The sequence below is a fragment of the Flagellatimonas centrodinii genome (assembly GCF_016918765.2).
In the GTDB taxonomy this organism is placed as follows: Bacteria; Pseudomonadota; Gammaproteobacteria; order Nevskiales; family Nevskiaceae; genus Polycyclovorans; species Polycyclovorans centrodinii.
This window is the reverse complement of sequence record NZ_CP092104.1, coordinates 2,719,935-2,741,040: the sequence shown is the minus strand read 5'-3', so window position 1 is coordinate 2,741,040 and position 21,106 is coordinate 2,719,935. Positions and strand designations below refer to the sequence as shown.

Here is a 21,106-nt window from a genome sequence, read left to right as displayed (position 1 = left end):
ACTGCCTATACGCACTCCATCCGCAGCGAGCATCGACCTATGGCCTCCATCCGCAAGCGCGTACTTCCCTCCGGAAAGGTCCGTTACGACGTGACCGTAACCAAGCGAGGCGCACCACGACTGTACCAGTCGTTCGACGTGAAGAACCACGCTATGACCTGGGCTCGCGAGACGGAGCGAGACATCGAGCGAGGTGCTTGGCGAGGCACGGCGATGGCCGAGAACACAACCCTCGGCCAACTCCTTGAAAGGTACTCAACTGAAGTGGCTCCGACGAAGAAGTCGGCCCGCGACCTCCAGAATCGAGCACGGCGGATCCTCAAGCACGACATTGCAAAGCTACCTTTGATTTCGCTGTCGCCCGAACATCTTGCGCAGTTCCGCGACTTGCGGCTGAAAAGTACGGTGCGGCTGGGTGGTCCTAAGGGTAAGACCACGCGACAGATCTCCGGTCAGACGGTCCGGCACGACCTTGCGCTGATTCGAGCGGCGATCCGACACGCTCTTCGCGAGTGGGGGCTAGTGCTTCCAGGCGGCGACCCGGTCCAGCATGTCCGTCTACCCCCGCAAAGTAAGGGGCGGGAGCGAAGGACCGAGGGCGACGAGTTCGAACGCATCCTCGCGGGAGCCCGCAGCTCGAAATCCCCGAAGCTGGCCGCCGCAATCGAGTTTTCCGTCGAAACAACGATGCGCCGCGCCGAAGTCTGCAATCTGAGGTGGAAGGACATCAACTTCGAGCGGAGGATTGCCCGGTGTCGCGATACGAAAAACGGTGATCCTCGCGACGCCCCCCTCTCGGCCAGAGCCACCGCTGTGTTGCAATCACTCCCAAGGCGTGACGGGGACCACGAAGAGCTGATCTTTGGAATGAAGCCCGGCAGCTACACGCAAGCGTTCAACCGCGTGATTGATCGGCTCGGCCTTCACGACCTGCGGCTGCATGACCTTCGCCATGAAGGCACCTCCAGGATCGCGAAGAAGCTCAACGGCAACACCATGGCGCTCGCCAAGGTAACGGGGCACAAGACCCTTTCAATGCTGCAGCGTTATACCCACCTCCGTGCGGAGGACGTAGCGACACTGCTGGACTAAACTGTAGGGCTACGCTCCCGTAGCTCAGCTGGATAGAGCAATCGCCCTCTAAGCTGACCGAGTTCCCTTTACCACTCCATGATCTTAATGCAACTTATTGATTGCCTTAAAATTCAGAAGTGACGCTCGGTGACGGCCGATGCGGCCAAGTGAGCCGAAGTGATCCTCTTAGTGCGGATGAGAAAACTGGAGTTCCCACGATTCTGTGAACACCCGGCCATTAGGGCCTTGTTGCGGACTCAAACTGCTCAGGGCTGACGAGGCGCACAACGCGTAGCAACATCACATTCGGTTGTATTTGGGCGACATCGCCTGCAGGACGGCATCGCGAACCGCGCCCGGTTGCTCCATGGGCAGGAAATGAGTGGTTTCGGCGAGGGCGTCCACCTGAGCCATAGGTAGCATGGTGCTCAAGCGTTGGCGCGCCTTGGGCGAGAAGGTTGATGCGCGATCCCCAGCAAGCACAATCACAGGACACAGCAGCCGACGGATGCCGGGCCAGGGGTTGTGTTCGGTATGGGCGAAGGTAGTGCTCTCCCATTCTGGCGCGCAGGCCAGGCGAACGCGATCACCACTTTGCACAAGGCCATGCTGGACGTAGGCTTCAAGCCAGGCCTCGGGCCAGGTTTTGAAACCTCCGCGGCCACGAAAGTTGTCAAGGGCTGCGGCATACGAGTCGAACTCCCGGCGCCGACGTGCCGCGCCGGCGGCGAGAGAGAAGCGGTACGACTGGCGAAGCAACTTCGCCAACCATAACTGCCAGCCCTGCCAGCGATCCATGATTACGGGTTCCGCCAGAATCAGGCCCCGCACCATCTCCGGCCGGCGGGCGGCGGCCATGAGGCTGGTGGTGGCGCCGATGGAATGGCCGGCCAGCCAGACCGGCTCATCCAGGCTTTGCAGCCAGGCGGTGAGGTCTTGGTAGTAGGTTTCCCAGCCGCGGAATGTCGCCATGTCCGCCGCCCCGGCGCTGGCGCCGTGGCCGCGCATGTCCCAGGCCAGCACATTGCAATCGCGCGCCAACTCGTCGAGCAGCGGTTTGTACAGGCGGCCATGGAAGCCCGTCGCATGCGCCCAGTGGAGTGTGGGACGCCCGGGCGAATGCGGCCAGCGCCACAGGGCGATGTCCCGGCCGTCAGGGGCCGTGAATCCGCCGCGCTCGATCACGCGGGGCGTCTCAGTAGGATTTGGGCAGGCCGAGGACATGTTCGCCGATGTAGTTGAGCAGCATTTCGTTGTTGATGGGCGCGATCTCCATCAGCCTAGCGGAGGGCCACAGCGTGATGATGTCGTAGTCCCGGTCGAAACCGTAGCCGCCGTGGGTTTGCAGCGCGGCCTCAACGGCTTTGACCGCGGCGCGCGAGCCTAGCAACTTGGCCATGTTGGCGTGGGCGCCGGCATTGCCGCCCGCATCGAAAGTCGCGGCGGCCTGGATCATCATCAGCCGCGCGGCCTCCAGTTCGGCCTTGGCCTCGGCCAGCCGATGCTGCAGGGCCTGGTAGCTGCCGATGGGTACGCCGAAAGGTTTGCGCTCGTTGGCGTAGGCCACGGCTTTTTTAAGCGCGTAGTTGCCCAGTCCCACGGACATGGCGGTCACGAGCAAGCGTTCAGAGTTTAGTGCCTCGAACATGCCGGCCAACCCCTGTCCCGGATGGCCGATCAAGCGGTCCGCCTCGAGTTCGACGTCGTCGAAGAAAACCAGGTACTGACGCTCCGGCCAGCCGACGTCGATATTCAGGGGTTGCAGTTTCACCCCGGGCGCATTGGTATCAACGACGAACAACGACATGCCCTCGGTGCGGCGCTCGACCTCGCCGGCCTTCTGGGTGCGCGCCACGACCAGCATGCGGTCGGCGTCCGCAGCGCCGGAGATAAAAACCTTGCGCCCGGTCAGCCGATAGCGATCGCCATCCTGCGTCGCCAGCGAACTCATGGCAAAGCTGTTGGTGCCGGCGTCCGGTTCGGTGATGGCAAAGCACAACTTCTCGGCGCCACTGATCGTCGGTTTGACGAAACGTTCGATCTGACAGGGGGTGCCGTTGCGGATAATGGGTACCCGCGCGAAGCCTGTGAGTAGGAGCATGGGCAGCACCATGCCGGCCTCGGCCAAGGTCTCCATCAGCGCGACCAGTTCCACTTGTCCACCGCCTGAACCGCCCAATTCCTCCGGTATGGTGATGCCGAGCAACCCGTACTCGCCCAGGGCTTCCCAGGCCTCCTGTGGAAAGCGGTGATTATCGATGCACTCGCGCATGTACTCCCTGCTAAAGCCTTCGCTCACGCCGCGGGCGGCCTCGCGGATGTCACGCATGCGCTGGGCCACGCTGGCCTGGTCGAACTCAATTTCGGGCACTGCACTCATTGTCTATCCTCCTCGTCTCACCCTCTCGGGGTGAACAGATTGCGTTGACCGTTGCTGCGCACGTGGCCGGCGCGGTTGAGAAACTCCTCGTCGGTCATGGCATTGAGCAGGTCCGGGTCGGTAGGGGTGTTGGCGATGAATCGGCGGCCGTCGTCCAGGCGGCCCAGGACAATGCCCTGGGCGGGCCGGTCGTCACGATCGTGCATGACGGTATAGGTTTCGATCCGCCCGGCACCTTCCGGCTGCGCCGCAACCTCTACACCGGGGCCGGCGTCGATTTCCGCCTGCACGGCCGCCGCGTCGACCCGCCGCCAGCCGCCGGCCGGTGGCCGCGACCCGTACAGCCCCAGCGAATGCTTGCTCATGTACCACCCCACGCCGCTGACCAGTGCGTGAGCGTCGGGCTCGGCGCGGATACGGGCCATGGTTTCTGCGATGGCGTGGGTGCAATAGTTGCTGCCGGGCCCACCGTGGTACGCGAGACCGCCCGTGACGGTGAGCGGCCGTGGATCATCTTCGGCGATGGCCAGGGCGTTGCGCGCCATCTGCACCGCGCTGGGAAAGCAGCTATACAGATCGAGATAATCGATGTCATCTACGGCCAGCCCAGTAGCCTCGAACAGGCGGCGGGCGCAAGCGGCGATCGCCGGGGAGCGGGATAGCTCCGCCCGTTCGGAAACGAACCAGCGATCGCTGGCATCCGCCGCGGCCAACGGATACACCCAACGCCTAGGGTCGATCCCCAGAGCTCGAGCCTTGGCGGCCGACATCATCACCAGCGCGGCCGCCTGGTCCACCGCGATGATGGCGTTCATGCGCTTGGTGTAAGGCGCGCCAACCATGCGGTTTTCCGGCGTGCGCTCGGCAATATCAGCTGCGGACAAGGGCTCGCGGCGCCAGGCCTTTGGGTTGTTCATGGCGACGGCGTTGAAACCGGCATACAACTTGCCCAGCGCCTGCCGGTGCGCGGCCGGGTCGCGCCCGTATTGGCCGCGCAAGGCCTGCTCGAACAGTGGGTAGATCTGCACGGGCATATTCAGCCCGTGCCGTTGTTCGGCGGCGTTGGTCGGTTCACGGTCGTCGCCGAGCAGCCGGGTACCCTCGCCGGCTTCGGTGTCGATCACCCCGGACAGGCCCGCCCCCTTGTCGCGCATCTGGGTGGCCAGCGCTTCGCCTCCCGCGATCAGCGCGCAATCGAGTTCGCTGGCGGCGATGCGGTCGGCATAGTAACCGACCAGCCTTTGGCCCATATTGCCGCCGATGGGCGTGTAGAAGCGTTCGCCGGGGTCGATACCCAGCGTTTGGGCCAGACTGGCCGGCGCGTCGGGATAGGCCGGCGCCAGGATGTTGAGACAGGTCAACGACTGGATGTGGCGCAAGGCGCCGTCGATGCCGCAGTCCGCCGCCGCGGCCCGGGCGGCCTCGGCGATCAGACCGATCGGTGTGCGCTGGTCATCGGGTTCGCGCGCGGTGATCTTGCCGGCGCCGACCAGCACCGGCGTGTTGCTATCAGGCGTCATTGTTCTTCCCTGGTTTTACCGCCGGGGGCGGTCTCGAACAGCAGTTGTACGCGCCCATGGGCGACGGGTGTGCTGGCCCGGTCCTGCCAGCAGCTGACATGGACCAGCGTCGTACGCCGGCCCTGGCGGACGATTTCGGCAGCGGCGTAGGTGGACCGCGCCCGCGCGGAACGCAGGTAGTCCACGTTGCAGTCGAGGATGCGGGGGCGGCGAGCCTGTGCATCGCGGCTTTGCGCGGCTACGCGCGCCGTAATCTCAATCAACCCGCCGATCACGCCGCCATGCAGGGCCGGCAACATGATGTTGCCTATCAGCGCATCGCGATACGGCAAATGGACTTCCATACCGGTGCCGCTCTGATGGATTGCGAGCCCAAGGTGCCGCGCGTAGGGAATGCGTTCCAGCAACTTCTGCCAAGTGGCCCGCGTATCGGCGCACACATCCTGGTCGAGTGTCCTCGATGACATTGGACCGGCTGTCTCGCTCATACGGCATCGCCCCGCGAAGCCTTCGTCTCGACGCGCTTGCCCTGGGTGCCGCGCATGAAGGTGGCATTACCTATAGCAACCGGGCCATCCTCTTCCTCGGAAGACACCTCGCAGCGCACGAACGCAACGTCATCGGTCAAGTGATGACAGCGGGCGGTGGCCACCAGGACACGTTCGCTAGCGGCCGGCCGGAGGTAATCCATGCGCAAATCCAGCGTGGCTATGGGCTTCAATTCCTGAAGCGCGGCGAACACCGCCAGCCCGCAGGCCGAGTCCACCAGCGAATACAGCACGCTGGTACAGAGTTCCTCAGCTGCATCCTCGGCGCGCAGTTCAGGACCCGGCACCAGTCGCATGCAGACATGGTCTGCTTCCATCGCCAACACCTGCATCCCGAGATCTCGGCTGTGGGGCACCTGCTCGCCGAACTGCCGCGCCACAGCAACTGGATCATGGCCCGCCAGGTTGCCTGTCCCGGCCATCAGCGCCGAGCCCTGTCCTGTTCCATCTCCGCCGCCATGTCGCCGCCAAGTGCATCGGGCGCAGCCAACAGACGCGGATAATGTTTGCGATAAGCCGCCGCCAGTTCGGCGTAGGGCAGATCGGCGCGGGGGCCGTGATCGGTCAGATACTGCATGTGGCGGCGCCCGGCGGTGTCGAACTCGTGCATGAGCGCATGCTCGCGGCCGTCGAATTCCAGTGCCTTGACGCCGAAGCGTTCGCACAGTTCGATGTTGAATGCCGGGGTGGCCTTGACCCAGCACCCATCCAACCAAAACTCGGTATAGCCGTGGTAATAGAAAATGTCCGTCTGCATCAATGCCAGCAGGCGTTGGCTGGCCAGGTGGTTTTTTACATCCGCCAGGCCGATGCGAGCGGGGATGCCCGTCGCCCGGGCGCAGGCCGCCAGCAACACGGCCTTGGGTACGCAATAACCACGGCCAGCGGCCAACGTTGCACTGGCGCGTAACAGGTCGGGTTCCAGCGAAAATGCATAGGGGTCATAACGGATTTCATCGCGGACTGCATAGTAAAGCCGGATGGCGCGCTGCCGGTCATCGCCTTCCCCGGCGCGGTTGCGGGCGAAGGCTTGGACGTCGGGGTGGTCGCTGTCAATAAAATCGCCGGGGGCCAAGTACTCGCGGGTGTCTGCCTTCATGTGAGCGTTCTTTCGATTCAGAGCGGGGGCACTCGCAGCCGAGCGGGAACGACCGAAGCGAATGCCGATTTCAAGAAGTTCAGGTTAGGTAGACGGCGGGACGCCGACGAGGACATTTTTTGACAGCATGGGGGCATTTAAAGACACGCCCTGTGTTCTGGAGGAGGGCTAACCCATGCTTTGTCGGTATTGTTCAGGCGGAACAGCGAACCAGCGCTTGAAGGCACGCCTGAAACTCGCGGTGTCGTGGTAATTCATCAGCGCGGCAATGGCCTCTACGGACATTTGGCTGTCACGCAAATAGCCTGCGGCCTGGCGGGACAGAATCTCCTCGCGAATTTCCCGAAAACCGCTGTTTTCCTGTTTGAGTTTACGCGCCAGGGTACGTTTGCTCATGAACAGGGCGGCTGCCGCTTCTTCTTCACAGAGCGTGCCTGGCGGGTGGGACAGCATCATTTTCTTGAGCCGGGTCCGATAGTCCGGGTCACGGCTCTGAAGTCGAGCGAGCATGGACTCGCACTGCTGCAAGGCTAGGCCATAGTTCTCACTATTGGCAGAGACGTTCGGCATCCTGCACAACGCCATAGGGAGTCTGAGCTTCAACTGATCGCAGCCGAAGTAAACTCGCCCGGGCAAATACGCCGGGTAGTTGGCTCGGTAAGCCGGCGCCGCGTGGACAAAACAGGCCTCGGCCTCATCAAAGGGCCGGCCGGCGATAAATTCGCCGGTTGCAAAAAATGCCTTCACCGCCGTTTCCGCCAAGCAACGCGCAACGTCCTGATCCAGCTGTACCTGGAAATCCAACAAGCACTCCATGTGGTCTTCCACCTGTTGCAAGCGCAGGTGGATGAAGCTCGCACGCGTGGGCAGGAATTTGTGAAACGTTTGTAGAGCGGTGAGCAAGTCGGGGCTACTGCAAACGGCAAACCCCATCGCGCCATGCGTGGCCGGGGTCAGGCGCTCACCCAGCCGTAATCCAAAGTCCGGCTGGCCAGACAGCGCCAGCGCGTTGCGCAGAATCTGAACCTGCTGGGCGCTCGTAAGCAGGCTGTCACCAGTCTGGAACTGTTGAGTGTCAATCCCGGTGCCGCGCAACAGTTTGGCCAGTTGTCGCGCGGTAAGCCCCAGTTCACGGGCGATCAGACGTGAGTAGCTCGACGGAATGTCAGCCTCGGAATTTTGCAAGCCCGCCACCTGCCTGGTCGTTGCCATAACGCCCTCCACGGACCTCCCTATTGTCTTGAAATGCCCCCATGATGGCAAGAAATGTCCTCCTCGGAGGTCTGGCACACAGTCACTCTAAGTCGCAGTCAAAACCGACAGGAGAAGCGCAGTGGGCAAAATTACTTTTATCGAGCACGACGGCACCGAACATGTCGTTGAATTCAAGGCTGGCGCCTCACTGATGCAAATCGCCGTGGAGAACATCATTCCCGGCATTGATGCGGACTGTGGCGGGGAATGTGCCTGTGGCACTTGCCACGTGATCGTCGCGGACGAGTGGTACGACAAGACCGGTGCGCCGGGTGACGACGAACAGCAGATACTGTCGATGACCCCGGAGCTGGCAAGAACCTCTCGCCTGGGCTGCCAAGTCCAAACTACCGAGGCGATGGACGGCATGACCGTTCACCTGCCCGAATTTCAGATGTAAGAGCTGGAGGACGCCATGTCAACAGAATTGCAGACGATCGATGTAGTCCAGACCAAACTGGTCAACGCCACATCCAGAGTGGTGCCGATGCACCTGCAGATCCGGGCGCTGAAGATGCTGGTGAGGGCCAAGAAGAAGGTGATCGGCCCGCGGCGCCCGCCGGTCCACTTCGTCGAAGCCCCGGTTCCCGATGTCAACACGTTGGCGCTTGAGGACATCGACACCAGCAACCCGTTTCTGTACCGGCAGGACCAATGGCGGGCCTACTTCAAGCGCCTGCGTGACGAGGCGCCGGTTCATTATCAGAAGAACAGCCCCTTCGGCCCTTTCTGGTCGGTGACGCGCTACGAGGACATCCTGTTCGTGGACAAGAACCATGGGCTGTTCTCCTCCGAACCGATTATCGTGCTGGGTGACTTTCCGGAAGGGATGCCGGTAGAAATGTTCATCGCCATGGACCCGCCCAAGCATGACGTGCAGCGCCGCTCTGTGCAGGGCGTGGTGGCGCCGCAGAACCTTAAGGAAATGGAAGGGCTCATCCGCCAGCGCACCGGGGAAGTGCTCGACAACCTGCCCCTCGATCAACCATTCAACTGGGTTTCGGCGGTATCGAAGGAGCTGACGGGCCGCATGCTAGCCACACTCCTGGATTTTCCGTACGAGGAGCGTCAGAAGCTGGTTGACTGGTCGGATCGTATGGCCGGCACCACAGCAGCGACCGGTGGCGAGTTTGACGATGAAGACAACATGTTCGATGCCGCCGCAGATATGGCCTGGGCTTTTTCCCAGCTGTGGCGCGACAAAAAGGCACGACGTGCGGCCGGTGAAGCGCCCAGTTTTGATCTGATCAGCCTGCTGCAGAGCGGCGACGATACCAAGGACATGATCAATCGTCCGATGGAGTTTATCGGCAATCTCGCACTGCTTATCGTTGGCGGCAATGACACCACGCGTAACTCGATGAGTGGCGGCGTGCTGGCTCTGAATCAATTCCCCGAAGAATTCGCCAAGCTCAAGGCCAACCCGGAGCTGATTCCCAACATGGTTTCGGAAATCATCCGCTGGCAAACTCCGCTGGCGCACATGCGCCGGGTGGCGACACAGGACGTAGAACTGCGTGGCCAGACCATCAAGAAGGGAGATCGCGTTCTGATGTGGTACGCCTCGGGCAATCGGGATGAGCGTAAATTCGACAACCCTGATGACTTCATCATCGACCGCAAGGACGCGCGCAACCATCTTTCGTTCGGCTATGGCATCCACCGTTGCATGGGCAACCGTCTGGCCGAATTGCAGCTGCGCATTCTGTGGGAAGAACTCCTCGAGCGCTTCGACAAGATCGAAGTCGTCGGCGAACCCGAGCGGGTTCAGTCGAACTTCGTGCGAGGCTACTCCAAACTGATGGTCAAGCTGACGCCCAAAGGTTGAGGCGCGGTGTAAACCAGTATGGCCTCCGGACCATTCGATTATGTGGTTGTTGGCGGCGGCTCGGCCGGATGCGCCGTCGCCAACCGCCTCTCCGAGAGCGGTCGCCATTCGGTGCTGCTGATCGAAGCTGGTCCTGAGAGTCGCCGCAATCCTTTCGTGAACATGCCGCTGGGATTTCTGCAGCTAATGTTCAGCCGTCTCTATAACTGGCAGTTCAATACCGAACCGCAGCGGCACATGCACGACCGTGCATTGTTCCAGCCTCGAGGCAAGATGCTCGGTGGGTCCAGCGGCATGAACGCGCAGGTGTACATCCGTGGCCATGCCTGGGACTACGACGAGTGGGCACGGCTGGGTTGCGAGGGTTGGTCTTACGCCGACGTGCTGCCGTACTTCCGCAGGTCAGAACACTTCGAGCCGAACGTGGCCCCGGGGGAGGCAGCCTTTGGAGTCCCCAGGATTTCGTGGACACTCTAACGAAGGTGATGCAATCGCAGGAGAAGAGAAGTGCTCAGGAAGCCGAAGACTATCGCTATTCGGCGCAATTGCGAATTCATCAAATCGAACCAGAAAGCCCACAGCGTCCAGATGATGTGTCGGTTGCTGGACGTTGCGGCCAAGCAGCTACTACGCGTGGCTCAAAATGCCAGTTTCTGATCGGGCCCGCGAGGACAAGCGACTGGTCCGCCTGATTCGGGCGTCGTTCAACGCGAGCCAGGGCGTGTACGGTGCCCCGCGTGTCTTTCTCGACCTTCGAGAGGCCGGCGAAACGTCCAGCAAGCATCGCGTGGCCCGGCTGATGCGCGTCAACGGCATGCGTGCAAAAGGCGGCTACCGTACCCGCCGCTATGTTGCCGGTGGTAAGCCAGCCGAGCTGATCCCGAATCTCGTCAGGCGCAATTTCACTGTCTAACAGCCCAATCGTGTCTGGGTCACCGACATCACTTATGTCCGGATTTGGGAGGGTTGGCTCTACTTGGCCGTTGTTCTGGACCTGTTCTCGCGCAAAGTCATCGGGTGGGCCACCCGCAATACCATTCATCGAGATCTCGTGATGGACGCCTTGATGATGGCGGTCCGGGAACGCGGACCCTCCGAAACCATCGTACATTCAGATCAGGGGTCCCAATACGGCAGCGATGACTGGCTCCGATTCTGCAGAACAAACGGCCTGAAGCCGAGCATGAGCCGAAGGGGCAACTGCTGGGACAACGCCGTCGCAGAGTCCTTCTTCTTGAGCCTGAAAAAAGAGCGCATCGAGAAACGCGTCTACAACACGCGCCAGCAGGCGACCGATGAAATCGCCGACTACATCGAGGGCTTCTACAATCGAACCAGAAGCCATGAGCATTTGGCGGGCGTCAGCCCCGAGCAGTTTGAAGCCGCAACAAGGCCCTAGTGGTCGGGTGTCCACAGAATCCTAGGAACTCCACTATACGCATCTCCGAGCGGAGGACGTAGCGGCGTTGCTGGACTAAACTAGAGAGCTACGCGCCCGTAGCTCAGCTGGATAGAGCAATCGCCTTCTAAGCGATCGGCCGGGGGTTCGAGTCCCTCCGGGCGCGCCAATTCTCCGTCTACAGCCTTTAGTAGTTGCCGTCCATAGCCGGTGGCAGCTTCGCCCCGGCTGCTACGGCCTCAGCTATAGCCTCTCGCGCCTCTTTCGCAGCTCGTTTGTATTTTTCGGCGTCTGCGCCTGCTGAGTTCGCCTTCGTCTCCGCGTGCCGCACGATCCGTGAAAGGGTCAGCAACTCGAACTGAATCAGGTCAGACTGAAAGAGCTGGTCCCAATAGAGGCGTTCAGCTTCGCTTTTTGCACCGCTGCGTAGCGCGGCAACTGCGCCCAGACGTGGTTCGAGGCCTAGGTATTCGCATAGCCGAGCCGCTCGAAATGGAGAGATCTTCTCCTTCCCGGACCTCACCCGGCCCATGGCACCGACGCTCCAATCCAGCTGACGACCCAGCGCACGCACTCCCCCCGCGCGAATGACGGCTTCGGCAAGCATTGCATGCACCAGATAAGCGTCATCTCTTGACAGATCAGAAGGCTGACGTGTAGCGTCCATGGTGTACTCGGGTAGCTATCAGTGACTCGTGTCGGTATCAGTGGATTAAACCTGACCCATGACAAAACTACACGAAGACGTACTCGACCGCGACGAACTGGCTGCGTTGATGGGCGTGAGTCCCGACTCGATTAAGCAGATGCGATCTCGCAACCCTGCCGCCCTGCCGACTCCATTCTTGACCCGTCCACTTCGATGGCGACGCGAGGTTGTCCTGAGGTGGATGGAGTCACGCGAGCGAAGCGAAGCGGCTCGGATTCAGCGGCTATTCGAGCCTCAACGACACTCCCGAAGCGCATCTGGAGGTCGCTAACGTGCCTGAACCAATCCGGGTAGGCACCGCCCTCGAACGCTACTTGAATGGCCGGGAAGAGCAGCCAGTCACCGAGATTGTGCAGTTTGAGCCGGAACCAGCTGAACAGCCGCAGCGCGAGCTGTTTCATGCGGAAACAGGTTGGTTCCCGGTTCTCCGGGCTCTCATCCAGAGCGGAGTGCTGGCTCGCGTCGGACCGCACGGGATTGCTGCTTACATCTCCCTCAAGTCGGGTGCTTCGCTGCACAACGGCCAGACGGCAGTTTCCGCTGGAACAGTCGCTGCACAGACCGGGATGTCGGAGAAAACGGCCCGAGAGGCGCTCAAGCGCCTCGAAGAACAGGGACTCGTGAGCACTCGGTGGAAACCAGGTCGCAACAAGACTTTCCAAATAATCGAAAGATTGCCCATCACTGACGCGCGCGGCGAGCACGTTGGTGAGGCGGCGTGGGACTTCAGCTCCCTTCACTGGAAAAAGCAGCTCAAAGAGGTCGTGGATGCTGCGGCGCGTGAGCTAGCGAGTGCGCTGCCAGGCGGAGACTCCGAGCGGATGACAACGATCAACGTTGGAAACATCAACGTGAATGTCAACGTGATCCTGGTTGCGCCCAAAACAGAACAGCGGCCATGAAGATATCCACAAGCGAGCCTGTGGATAACCGAACCACCCCGGCGTTTCCTACCGGGGTGCGTTTGCCGACCGCGGTAGGAGCTGCCGCGGATCGGGGTAAACCGCGGTACGAGGCACCACCCCGTGCCCCCTTAGATGTTTCAGATAAAGAAAAAGCTTTAAGACAGTCGGTGACTGTGAATAACCGCGGTATCCGTTCAACACAGTTGGCGGGGAACCCGCCAGGGGCCAGCAAAATGAAAAGGCTCGTCATGTTCGCGGTGGTGGTCGCTGTGCTGGCCAGCGCGCCTGCAAAGGCAGATTGGGTCGGGGAGTGGTTCGATCAATCGACCACGACATCGGCGGGCGGCTACCAGAACCAGCAGCGCGGTTTCTACAGCGCTGGCGGCTTTCAAGGCCGCTACCGCATGAACAACGACTATCTCGTGACCGCGAGTCCGCCGCGCCTCAATGTCGGTTGCGGCGGCATCGACCTGTTCCTGGGCGGCTTCTCGTACCTCGATCCCGAGTACCTGGTGGAGAAGTTCCAGCGCATCATCCAGGCGGCGCCGGCCTTCGCGTTCGATTTGGCCATGACGCAGTACTGCCAGCCGTGCAAGGACGCGATGAACACGCTGACGGCAATCACAGACGCGGTCAACGGCATTCAGATGAACGACTGCGCGATGGCCAAAGGCCTCGCACAAACAACGGTCGAACAGCTCTCATCCGTCGCAGCAAGCTCGTACAGCCTCGGAGAAGGTCTGCGCAAAAACTCGCAGGACTTCCAGGACACGGTTCGGGCCGGCAACGGCGCAGCGCCAGACGATACGCAAGCGACGCTGGAAGATTGCCCCGATCTGTTCCGCCGCATCTTCGTCAACGGATCGGTGATCCAGAACGCGGCGGCTGAGGTCGGCATGAACGACTTCGCTGGCGTCATGCGCGGCATCATCGGCGATGCGCGCGTGACCTACTCGGCGACGCAGCGTCTCTATCAGGTCGAGACATTCAGCTATTGCCCTGGGAATGCGCAGATCGACCCCGACAGCTTCGTGACCGGCACCGTGGACGCCATGAGCACGACGGGCTCGTGTAGCGCGTCGGGCATGTCGCCGGTCGTGAGCGAAACGCGAGACCGGCTACTGGCGATTGCCAACAAGCTCTCTACACCAGGCGGCGCGACCGCGCTGACCGCCGACGAGATCGCCTTCATTGACGCGAGCACCTTCCCGCTGCTGACCCTGCTGTCGAATGGGAGTGCGCAAGGCAGCACGGATGCGATCGTGGACATCCTTGCCGAGCCGCTGGCATTCCAGATCAGCCATCGGATGATGAATGACCTCTGGCAAGTTCTTCGCTTCGTCATCGTCAAGGCGAACCAGGTCCAGTCCAATCAGCGACAGCCTGCCGCCGGAGGGCGGTACTGCTCCGTGGACGTGATCGACAAGGCGCTTGACCACCTCAAGGTGATGGAGCCGAGGGCAGCTCAGCTCAGCATCGCTGCGCGCACGGCATGGCAGACGCGGGTTAGCGAAATGTCCACGACGCTCCAGGTGACGCGGGCAATGGCGGAAGACTATCGCCGGCAGATGAACCGCACGTCGCTCGGTCAGCAGTAGGACTTTCTCATGAGAAAGTTTCTGCAACGGATGTGTGGTCCCTACTCACTACGTCAGACGGTAGCGAAGAACATGCCTCTGGCGTGCTGCTTCGCGGCCCCTTTGACTGCCGTATCGCTCCTGCAAGAAGACTGGTTCAGCGCCGGCTATTTCACCTGCCTGCTCGTAGCCTTCGTTTGCTTCCAGGTATTCGCTCGCAATGAGCCCCTGTGGAACCGCTACATGGCCTGGCTCCCCGACTCGCTGAAGGACAGCAAATGAGAATCCGAGATAAGGCGATCACAGCGATCATGTTGATGCTGATCGCAGGGCCGGCGGCCGCGCTGGACATGGACTTTTACACCTACAACGGTTTCTCGGAGACGGTCGCGGCCTTTCGCCGTCTGTCGCTGATGCTGTCAGACAGCAGCTTCACGGTTTTCGCAGCGATCTTTGCCATTGCTGGTGTCACGTTCGGAACGGTAGCGCAAGCCTACAAAGGGATGACTGGCGAACAGATCAATCCCCTCCAGGCCGCCATACAGGTTGCGATCGGGCTCGCGCTGTTCAAGGGCGCGGTCATGCCGACCGGCACCGTCCACGTCTACGATCCGGTGCGCAACGCCTATGAAGCCGTGGGCGACGTGCCCAATCTGATCGTCTTGATCGCCGGCGGATTGAACAAGGTCGAGCGCGGCATCATCGAGATTGCCGACACGGCATCCGCGAACCCGTATTCCGACAACGCGGGCGCGATCAATTTCGCGCTGATCAAAGCGGCGACCAGCGCAGAGGTCAAGGACTGGTATCTGCAGCAGTCGTTGGTCAACTACTACCTCAACTGCGGCGCGCCCTACATGGGGAACAGCGATACGGGCGCGCGGCAGCGGCTCATGCACGCTTCGACGGACTTGATGAACGAATTCTCGCAGTGGACGAATGCGGCGCTGTCTACGGTGTATCACCCGCCGAACGATGATCGGGGCGAAGCGCGGAGTTGCACGGATGCGTGGTCAGGGGCCGGCGGCTTGGCGAGCCGCATTGTCGATCCGCTGACGTTTGCTGATGTCACGGCGTCGATCTGCCGGCAGGCCGGTTTCAACGTGGCTGACGGCAACCAGGACGCGAAGTGCAAGTCGCTGCTGCAGGAGTCCTCGGAGCTGTACAACGTGACGCCCGGCAGCGAGCTGCCGTTCTTGCGATCGGTGCTGCTGGCCGGCGCGGTGAGCCGTGCAATGAACTCGGCCGACGTGGACCGCTCGATGCGGTCGCTGGTTAGTCGTCAGGTGATGGCCGAAGGCCTCGGCAATGCGGAAGCCATGAATCAATGGATTCCGAAGGTGCGCGCGTTCATGCTCGCCGTCGTTCTCGGCGTGGTACCGCTGACGCTGCTGTTCATGGTAACGCCGCTGATCAAGCCGGCATTCATGCTGACGATCGGCCTGTTCGCCTGGCTGGCGCTGTGGGGCGTCGGCGATGGCATCGCGGTTCAGATGGCCTATGACGCGGCGTTCGAGGCCTTCAACGAAATTCGGCGGCAGCAGCTCGGCGTCGAGGCGATCATGATGTCGCCGGAGGGCTCGGTCCAGGCGCTCGGCATTTTCGGCAAGAGCCGTAGCACGGCGCTCGCGATGGCCAGCGTCCTCGCTTTCGGTCTGTTCAAGTTCGGCGGCTACGCACTGACGGGTCTGGGGCAGCAGTGGCAGAACAACATCGAGCAGGCCGGCGACCAAGCCGGCCGGCAGCAGCTCTTGCCCGAGCAGAACGCTCAGATGCAGCAGTCGATGATGGGAGTCGCCGGCACGATGGGTCAGGCCGGGTCAGGCTTCCAGCAGGGTTCGCTGGCGAGCGGCATGGGGCAGATTCGGCAGACGGCGGAAGCCGGCGCCTTCATCGACGACTCGATCACGGGCGGTCGCATGGCCGGAACCGTGTTGGGTGACGCCGGTCGCTACTCGGCGGCTGACACGCTGGGAAGCGTCTCAGGCACGCAGGCCGGCGCCGGGCAGGCAGGCGTATCCCCCGAGCTGTTCCGCGCGACAAACGCGGAATCCCAGGCCGCAATGGGCGGCATGGAGACCTTCAGCCGCAGAGTCGAGGCAGATCACACCTTCGGCCGCGCGAACTTCGCAGCGGGCGCGGCGGCGCGCGGCGTTCAGACGAACGCAAGCGACGTGGCCATGAGCCGCGAAGATAAGTCCGACCTCTACACGACGGCCGGCGTCGATACGCGATCGCGTGTGGAGGCGGCCACGACGCTGACCGAGAAGTTCGGCGACAACGCGGCGACGCGCGCCGGGCAGGCCGAAGGCCTGTTCCGGGGCGCGCAGTCCGAAGGCACGCTGCGGGCTGTGGATGCGTTCGGCGGCGGTGTGCAGCCGCTCATCACCGCTGAGGAAGTGGCGCGCAGCCAGCACCTTTCGCGCGGTGACGCGATCGAGAGCTTGAACCCCGGCAACATCCGCGCAACGACGGATGCGGTCGCGGCGCACCAGGAAACCGATTCGCTGGCTCGCGCGAACGTCAGCTCGCAGCTCGCCAGACAGTTGGGCCTCGATCCCGCCGACGTGCGCCAGCGTCTCGATATGGCCGAGTACCAGAACGGCCAGGTCGGACTTGCTGTTACCGATGAGAACCGCAGTTCCATCGCGGACTTCATGGAGCGCAGCGGCGCGATGGGGCCGCGCGAGCTGGCCGAGCTGCGCGAGTCTGGCGGTGGCTTCCTGCGGATGACGCTCGATCCCAATACCGGCCGCGCCGATGCGGCGCAGGCTGACTTTGTGTCCAGTGTCTCCAAGGGCAACGTCACGACGGAGACGGACGGCCGCACAACGCGGTTCGGAGACAGCACCCACGTCGGCGACGTGAATCGTCGCGGCAATGAGCAAATCTTCTCCGAGTCGCTGCAGATCAGCGATCCGAACAGTCTTCGCGGTGATCGAGCTGCAACGACGCTGGCCGATATTGCCGGTGACCTGACCGGGGGCCTCGATGAGAGGCAGATCGTCGCGGTGGCAAGCGCATACGCTGGGCGCGTCGCAGCAGAGGGGTACTCGGGAAGTTCGTCGAGTTCCAGTCAGGAACAAAGCCAGATGTCAGCGGGGCTTACTGGAAACGGAGTTATTGGCACTGTGCTTCGTGGTATCGGAGTCAACGCAGGTGCGACAGCGACAGACTTCTCCGCCGAAGACCGAAGCGCCCAACAGAACTACGTACTAACCGGCTTCGCCGCCGAGATCCTTCCTAACCTCCGAGAATCCCAGCAGGCTATCTACAGCCAGATGGGGACGCCTGAGAGTTGGTCACCCGAACAACGAGGAGAGGCAGAACGCGCCATCGCTGAGCAATGGGCAGCGAGAAACGAATCCGACCTTCAACTGGTCAAGACCGGCCTCGTGCGCGAAACAGCCGATGCTGCTGCTAAGGCGCGTGACGACGGGAGCGAACCGGACTTCCACCAGAAACACATAGCCGGCAGCGCCGCAGACAACGTTTGGAGGTACGTCGATGGCCTTGTCAATTGAGACCGCTGTGGCGGCCCCAGTAGAAAGGACTAGCCGGATTTCCGTATCTGTCGGCCCTGCGAGACCAATCCCCCGTCGTATTGGTCCAATCCTCTCCAAGTGCGCCGGCCGGATGATCCTGCAGACCGCTGATGTGCGTGCCAGTAATCGCTTCCGCAAGAATGAAACCTGGGAAGCAGGCGCCGAAAGCTACGCTCACAACCAAGCCGACGACTCCCCACGAGCTGGGGAGCGCCAAGATGCTGAGGTAGGCCGCGCCTACTGCGGGGACGAGCAGCAGCACGCCGAGTACGAACTTGGTGACTCGAACCGCGATTGCCTTGCTCATCTGGGCCTCCCGACCGGGCGCTCCACGGATGCCCGGACTTTCTCATGCGAAACTTTTCGCACCGTTGAATTATACCAGCGTGATAGGCGCATTTCGAGTAAATCTGTCTATTCATCAATCGGTTGTGATTTTCTCATGAGAAAGTCGGGCGGTGCTCGATGCTGAGCATGTCGCCCATTTCCTCGTCCGAGGTCGCTGTCTCCTACTACGAGAAGGACGACTACTACGCGGCCGGCGGAAACGATCCTGATGCCCAAGGGCAATGGCTTGGTGAAGGCGCGGAGCGTCTTGGTCTGGCTGGCAACGTCGATCGGGATGTCTTCAAGGATTTGCTCGACGGCCGGATGCCGGACGGCACGCAGCTCGGTGTTGTGCGCGAGGCCGGCGGTGAGCGCGAGCATCGGCCGGGCTATGACCTTACGTTCTCGGCCCCGAAGTCGGTCACGCTCGCGGCGCTGGTCGGCGGCGACAAGCGGATCATCGAGGCGCATCAGCGCGCGACACAGTCCGCTGTCGGATGGCTGGAGAAGACTGCGGCTGCGACGCGCGTAAAGGTTGATGGGGAAATCGTTCGCGAAGACACGGGAAATTTGCTGGTTGCTACGTTCCAGCACGATACGAACCGCAATCACGATCCGCAGCTCCACACGCACGCGGTCGTCCTGAATGCGACTCAGCGGGCCGATGGCAAGTGGCGATCCATCGAGTCGCTACACCTCTTCGAGTCGAAGATGGGCGCCGGTGCGGTCTATCGATCGGCGTTGGCCATCGAGCTGCAGAAGCTCGGCTATGAGATCGCATCGACGGATCGTGATGGCGCATTCGAGATTGCGGGCGTGTCGCCCGAGGCGATTCACGAGTTCTCGACGCGACGGCAAGAAATCGTTGAGTCCCTGATGTCTCGCGGCCTGTCAGGGCCAGAGGCTTCGGCCCAGGCCGCGCTGATGACGCGGAACAGCAAGACCCCGGAGAACCGCTCGGAGCTGGGACAGGAATGGTCAGAGCGGGCTTCTGCTGTTGGATTCGATGCCTCGCGTCTGGTTGACCAAGCGCGTGAGCGTGGCGACGTGTCTCAGGCTGCGACGGCCGGCGACATCGCACGGGCGCTCCGCAATGCCCTCTCGCGGCTTTCGGACCAGGAGGCAGCCTTCAAACATTCGGATCTGGTTCGCTGGACGCTGGCGAACGTAATGGGCCGAATCTCGGTCGAGCAGGCTGAGCATGCGATCCAGCGAGAGGTTGCTGCTGGTCGATTGTTCGGCGCGTCCGTCGGTGCTCAGCATGGCTGGACCACGACTTCCGCGATTCAGCAGGAGCTGCGGATTGCGTCTGCGATCGAGAACGGACGCGATGCCGTCGCGAATGCCTACAGCTCGCGCGACGCCGCTGTAGCGCTTGCATCTACTCCGCTCAATGGTGGCCAGCGTGCTGCTGCGGAGATGATCCTTTCGAGTTCGGATCGCTTCGTTGGGGTGCTCGGCCGCCCTGGTACCGGCAAGACCTTCATGTTGTCGTCGGTGCGATCCGCGCTTGGTGAGCGTGGCTTCGAGGTCGTCGGCATGGCTGCCAACGCCGAAGCTGCGCGGCAGCTCCAGGAGTCCGCCGGCATCACGTCGGGCACGATCCACAAGCATCTGCGCGTTGCCGGCGCTGACCTCGCTCGCATGTCGGCTGGCCCTGCTCAGGCCGCTGACATTCAGTCTCGATACTCGAAACAGGTCTGGGTCATCGACGAGGCCTCGCAGGTATCGAACTCGGCGATGCGGCGGGTGACGACGCTCGCCGAGAAGCTGGGCGCTCGCGTAGTGCTGGTCGGTGATACGGCTCAGCTCGGAGCCATTGAAGCCGGCAAGCCGTTCTCGCGGATGCTGGCAGCCGGCATGCGCTCGGCGGAAATGGACGAGATTCGCCGGCAGACTGATTCGCGCCACGTCTCCGCAGTACGGGATGTCATCAGCGGCGACATCGGTGCCGCGATGGAAAAGCTGCGGCCGGAGACGCGCGAGATACAGGATCGCGATGCCCGCCTATCGGCGATTCTGGATGACTGGAAGGCGGCCGGAAGCGAACGCGACAAGGTATTGATGCTGTCTGCGCGTAACAGCACCCGCACGGAGCTGAATGACCGCGCTCGTTCCATTCTTAGGGGTGAGGGCGCGTTACGCGGAGAGAATGCCGCGCAGCAGCTCCTGTCCGCGTACTCGACCCGCGCCGACACGGCGCTGGCCAGTAGCTACAAAGCCGGTCAGGTGGTTCATTTCCCGCGTGCGCTGTCTTCGCTGGGCATCGAGCGCGGCGCCTATGTTCGGGTTGACTCGGTGGATTCCCGAGCGGGCGTGGTTCAGCTCGATGTGAATGGTCGGCGCGTCGCCTGGGCGCCATCGCTGATCGGTGGCGGGACGAAGCAGCCGCCGCAGATCTTCGTGCCGCGTGAAACGTCGCTGGCGCCGGGAGAGCGCATCGTCTGGTCAAAGAACAACACGGCGCTCGGGCTTACGAACGGCCAGCGTCTCACGGTGCTGCGGACCGATGCCAAGCGGATGACGGTGCAGACGGAGGACGGCCGGCAGGTTGAGATTGATCGCTCGACCGAATCCGGTCGGCATTGGGAGCACGGATACGCCGGCACCATCTACAAGTCGCAGGGCCAGACCGCCGACCGTGTTTTGGTCGATGCGTCCAGCTCAGACAAGCAGTTGCTTTCGCAGAAGGCCTTCCTGGTCGCGGTCAGTCGCCAGAAGTCTTCGCTGACGATCTACACCGATTCGGCCGAGAAGCTGACTCGCTCGGTTGAGTCTTCCCCTGGCGAGAAGCTGTCGGCCGTCGAGTCTCGTCGCGATAGCTCGATTGATCTGCTGCGCGCCGCAGACCGCGCCTTTGCCCGCTATGAGCAGAACCGTGCTGCTGAGCGCGCGCCGCCGGTCAGATCGCCTTCTCGCGGAATGGACTTCGAGAGATAGC

The 21,106-nt window shown here is 62.1% G+C and carries 17 protein-coding genes, 1 tRNA gene and 2 pseudogenes; 11 read left to right on the top strand and 9 right to left on the bottom strand.

Annotated elements, in window-relative coordinates; translation table 11 throughout:
• Positions 1-39 precede the first annotated feature (39 nt).
• On the top strand, positions 40-1,092 hold the full coding sequence (locus JN531_RS13215) for a site-specific integrase (protein WP_228349327.1): 1,053 nt from the start codon (positions 40-42) through the stop codon (positions 1,090-1,092).
• Between the two features lie 282 nt (positions 1,093-1,374).
• Here the strand turns inward: JN531_RS13215 and JN531_RS13210 are convergent, their stop codons facing one another.
• The 7 genes from JN531_RS13210 to cypR all read right to left on the bottom strand — a co-directional run bounded on the left by JN531_RS13210 (position 1,375) and on the right by cypR (position 7,833).
• Positions 1,375-2,298: an alpha/beta fold hydrolase gene (locus tag JN531_RS13210; protein ID WP_366522379.1), complete on the bottom strand. Its 924-nt coding sequence runs from the start codon at positions 2,296-2,298 to the stop codon at positions 1,375-1,377.
• Complete coding sequence (locus JN531_RS13205) at positions 2,270-3,454, bottom strand: acyl-CoA dehydrogenase family protein (protein WP_228349325.1); 1,185 nt, start codon at positions 3,452-3,454, stop codon at positions 2,270-2,272. Before JN531_RS13205 ends, JN531_RS13210 begins: the two co-directional genes overlap by 29 nt.
• 17 nt (positions 3,455-3,471) lie before the next feature.
• The gene (locus tag JN531_RS13200; RefSeq protein ID WP_228349324.1) at positions 3,472-4,974 is read right to left on the bottom strand and encodes an acetyl-CoA acetyltransferase; all 1,503 of its coding nucleotides are present in this window, start codon (positions 4,972-4,974) and stop codon (positions 3,472-3,474) included.
• On the bottom strand, positions 4,971-5,462 hold the full coding sequence (locus tag JN531_RS13195) for a PaaI family thioesterase (protein WP_228349323.1): 492 nt from the start codon (positions 5,460-5,462) through the stop codon (positions 4,971-4,973). Before JN531_RS13195 ends, JN531_RS13200 begins: the two co-directional genes overlap by 4 nt.
• The gene (locus tag JN531_RS13190; protein ID WP_228349322.1) at positions 5,459-5,944 is read right to left on the bottom strand and encodes a PaaI family thioesterase; all 486 of its coding nucleotides are present in this window, start codon (positions 5,942-5,944) and stop codon (positions 5,459-5,461) included. The genes JN531_RS13195 and JN531_RS13190 overlap by 4 nt, the downstream gene beginning before the upstream one ends.
• Positions 5,944-6,621 (bottom strand): transglutaminase-like domain-containing protein, encoded by a 678-nt coding sequence (locus JN531_RS13185; RefSeq protein ID WP_228349321.1) that lies wholly within the window; start codon positions 6,619-6,621, stop codon positions 5,944-5,946. The genes JN531_RS13190 and JN531_RS13185 overlap by 1 nt, the downstream gene beginning before the upstream one ends.
• Before the next feature lie 168 nt (positions 6,622-6,789).
• Positions 6,790-7,833, bottom strand: coding sequence for a transcriptional regulator CypR (cypR, locus tag JN531_RS13180; RefSeq protein WP_228349320.1), 1,044 nt, complete (start codon positions 7,831-7,833; stop codon positions 6,790-6,792).
• A gap of 121 nt (positions 7,834-7,954) precedes the next feature.
• Here cypR and JN531_RS13175 point away from each other — a divergent pair, with 121 nt between their 5' ends.
• The 5 genes and pseudogenes from JN531_RS13175 (at position 7,955) to JN531_RS13155 (ending at position 11,271) form a co-directional block, all read left to right on the top strand.
• Positions 7,955-8,275: a 2Fe-2S iron-sulfur cluster-binding protein gene (locus tag JN531_RS13175; RefSeq protein ID WP_228349319.1), complete on the top strand. Its 321-nt coding sequence runs from the start codon at positions 7,955-7,957 to the stop codon at positions 8,273-8,275.
• 87 nt (positions 8,276-8,362) lie between these two features.
• Positions 8,363-9,703: a cytochrome P450 gene (locus tag JN531_RS13170; protein WP_436233317.1), complete on the top strand. Its 1,341-nt coding sequence runs from the start codon at positions 8,363-8,365 to the stop codon at positions 9,701-9,703.
• 18 nt (positions 9,704-9,721) lie between these two features.
• Positions 9,722-10,150 (top strand): annotated as a pseudogene (locus JN531_RS13165) (GMC family oxidoreductase); the annotation flags it as partial.
• Positions 10,151-10,207: 57 nt separating this feature from the next.
• Positions 10,208-11,102 (top strand): annotated as a pseudogene (locus JN531_RS13160) (IS3 family transposase); the annotation flags it as partial.
• A gap of 92 nt (positions 11,103-11,194) precedes the next feature.
• A tRNA-Arg gene (locus JN531_RS13155) sits at positions 11,195-11,271 on the top strand.
• Between the two features lie 18 nt (positions 11,272-11,289).
• On the opposite strand, the gene JN531_RS13150 is transcribed toward JN531_RS13155, so the two are convergent.
• Positions 11,290-11,769 (bottom strand): hypothetical protein, encoded by a 480-nt coding sequence (locus JN531_RS13150; RefSeq protein WP_228349316.1) that lies wholly within the window; start codon positions 11,767-11,769, stop codon positions 11,290-11,292.
• A gap of 314 nt (positions 11,770-12,083) precedes the next feature.
• Here JN531_RS13150 and JN531_RS13145 point away from each other — a divergent pair, with 314 nt between their 5' ends.
• The 4 genes from JN531_RS13145 to JN531_RS13130 all read left to right on the top strand — a co-directional run bounded on the left by JN531_RS13145 (position 12,084) and on the right by JN531_RS13130 (position 17,817).
• Positions 12,084-12,713: a GntR family transcriptional regulator gene (locus JN531_RS13145; RefSeq protein ID WP_228349315.1), complete on the top strand. Its 630-nt coding sequence runs from the start codon at positions 12,084-12,086 to the stop codon at positions 12,711-12,713.
• A 236-nt stretch (positions 12,714-12,949) separates the two neighbouring features.
• A complete protein-coding gene (locus JN531_RS13140) occupies positions 12,950-14,314 on the top strand; it encodes a conjugal transfer protein TraH (protein WP_228349314.1) in 1,365 nt (454 codons plus the stop codon).
• Positions 14,315-14,323: 9 nt separating this feature from the next.
• Entirely contained in the window at positions 14,324-14,575 is a 252-nt protein-coding gene (locus JN531_RS13135; RefSeq protein ID WP_228349313.1) for a hypothetical protein, read from the top strand.
• A 29-nt stretch (positions 14,576-14,604) separates the two neighbouring features.
• On the top strand, positions 14,605-17,817 hold the full coding sequence (locus tag JN531_RS13130; protein WP_228349312.1) for a conjugal transfer protein TraG N-terminal domain-containing protein: 3,213 nt from the start codon (positions 14,605-14,607) through the stop codon (positions 17,815-17,817).
• Here JN531_RS13130 and JN531_RS13125 read toward each other — a convergent pair.
• Positions 17,810-18,145, bottom strand: coding sequence for a hypothetical protein (locus JN531_RS13125; RefSeq protein ID WP_228349311.1), 336 nt, complete (start codon positions 18,143-18,145; stop codon positions 17,810-17,812). The two genes, JN531_RS13130 and JN531_RS13125, sit on opposite strands and share 8 nt — an antisense overlap.
• 167 nt (positions 18,146-18,312) lie before the next feature.
• Here JN531_RS13125 and mobF point away from each other — a divergent pair, with 167 nt between their 5' ends.
• Positions 18,313-21,105, top strand: coding sequence for a MobF family relaxase (mobF, locus tag JN531_RS13120; protein WP_228349310.1), 2,793 nt, complete (start codon positions 18,313-18,315; stop codon positions 21,103-21,105).
• Position 21,106: the final 1 nt, after the last annotated feature.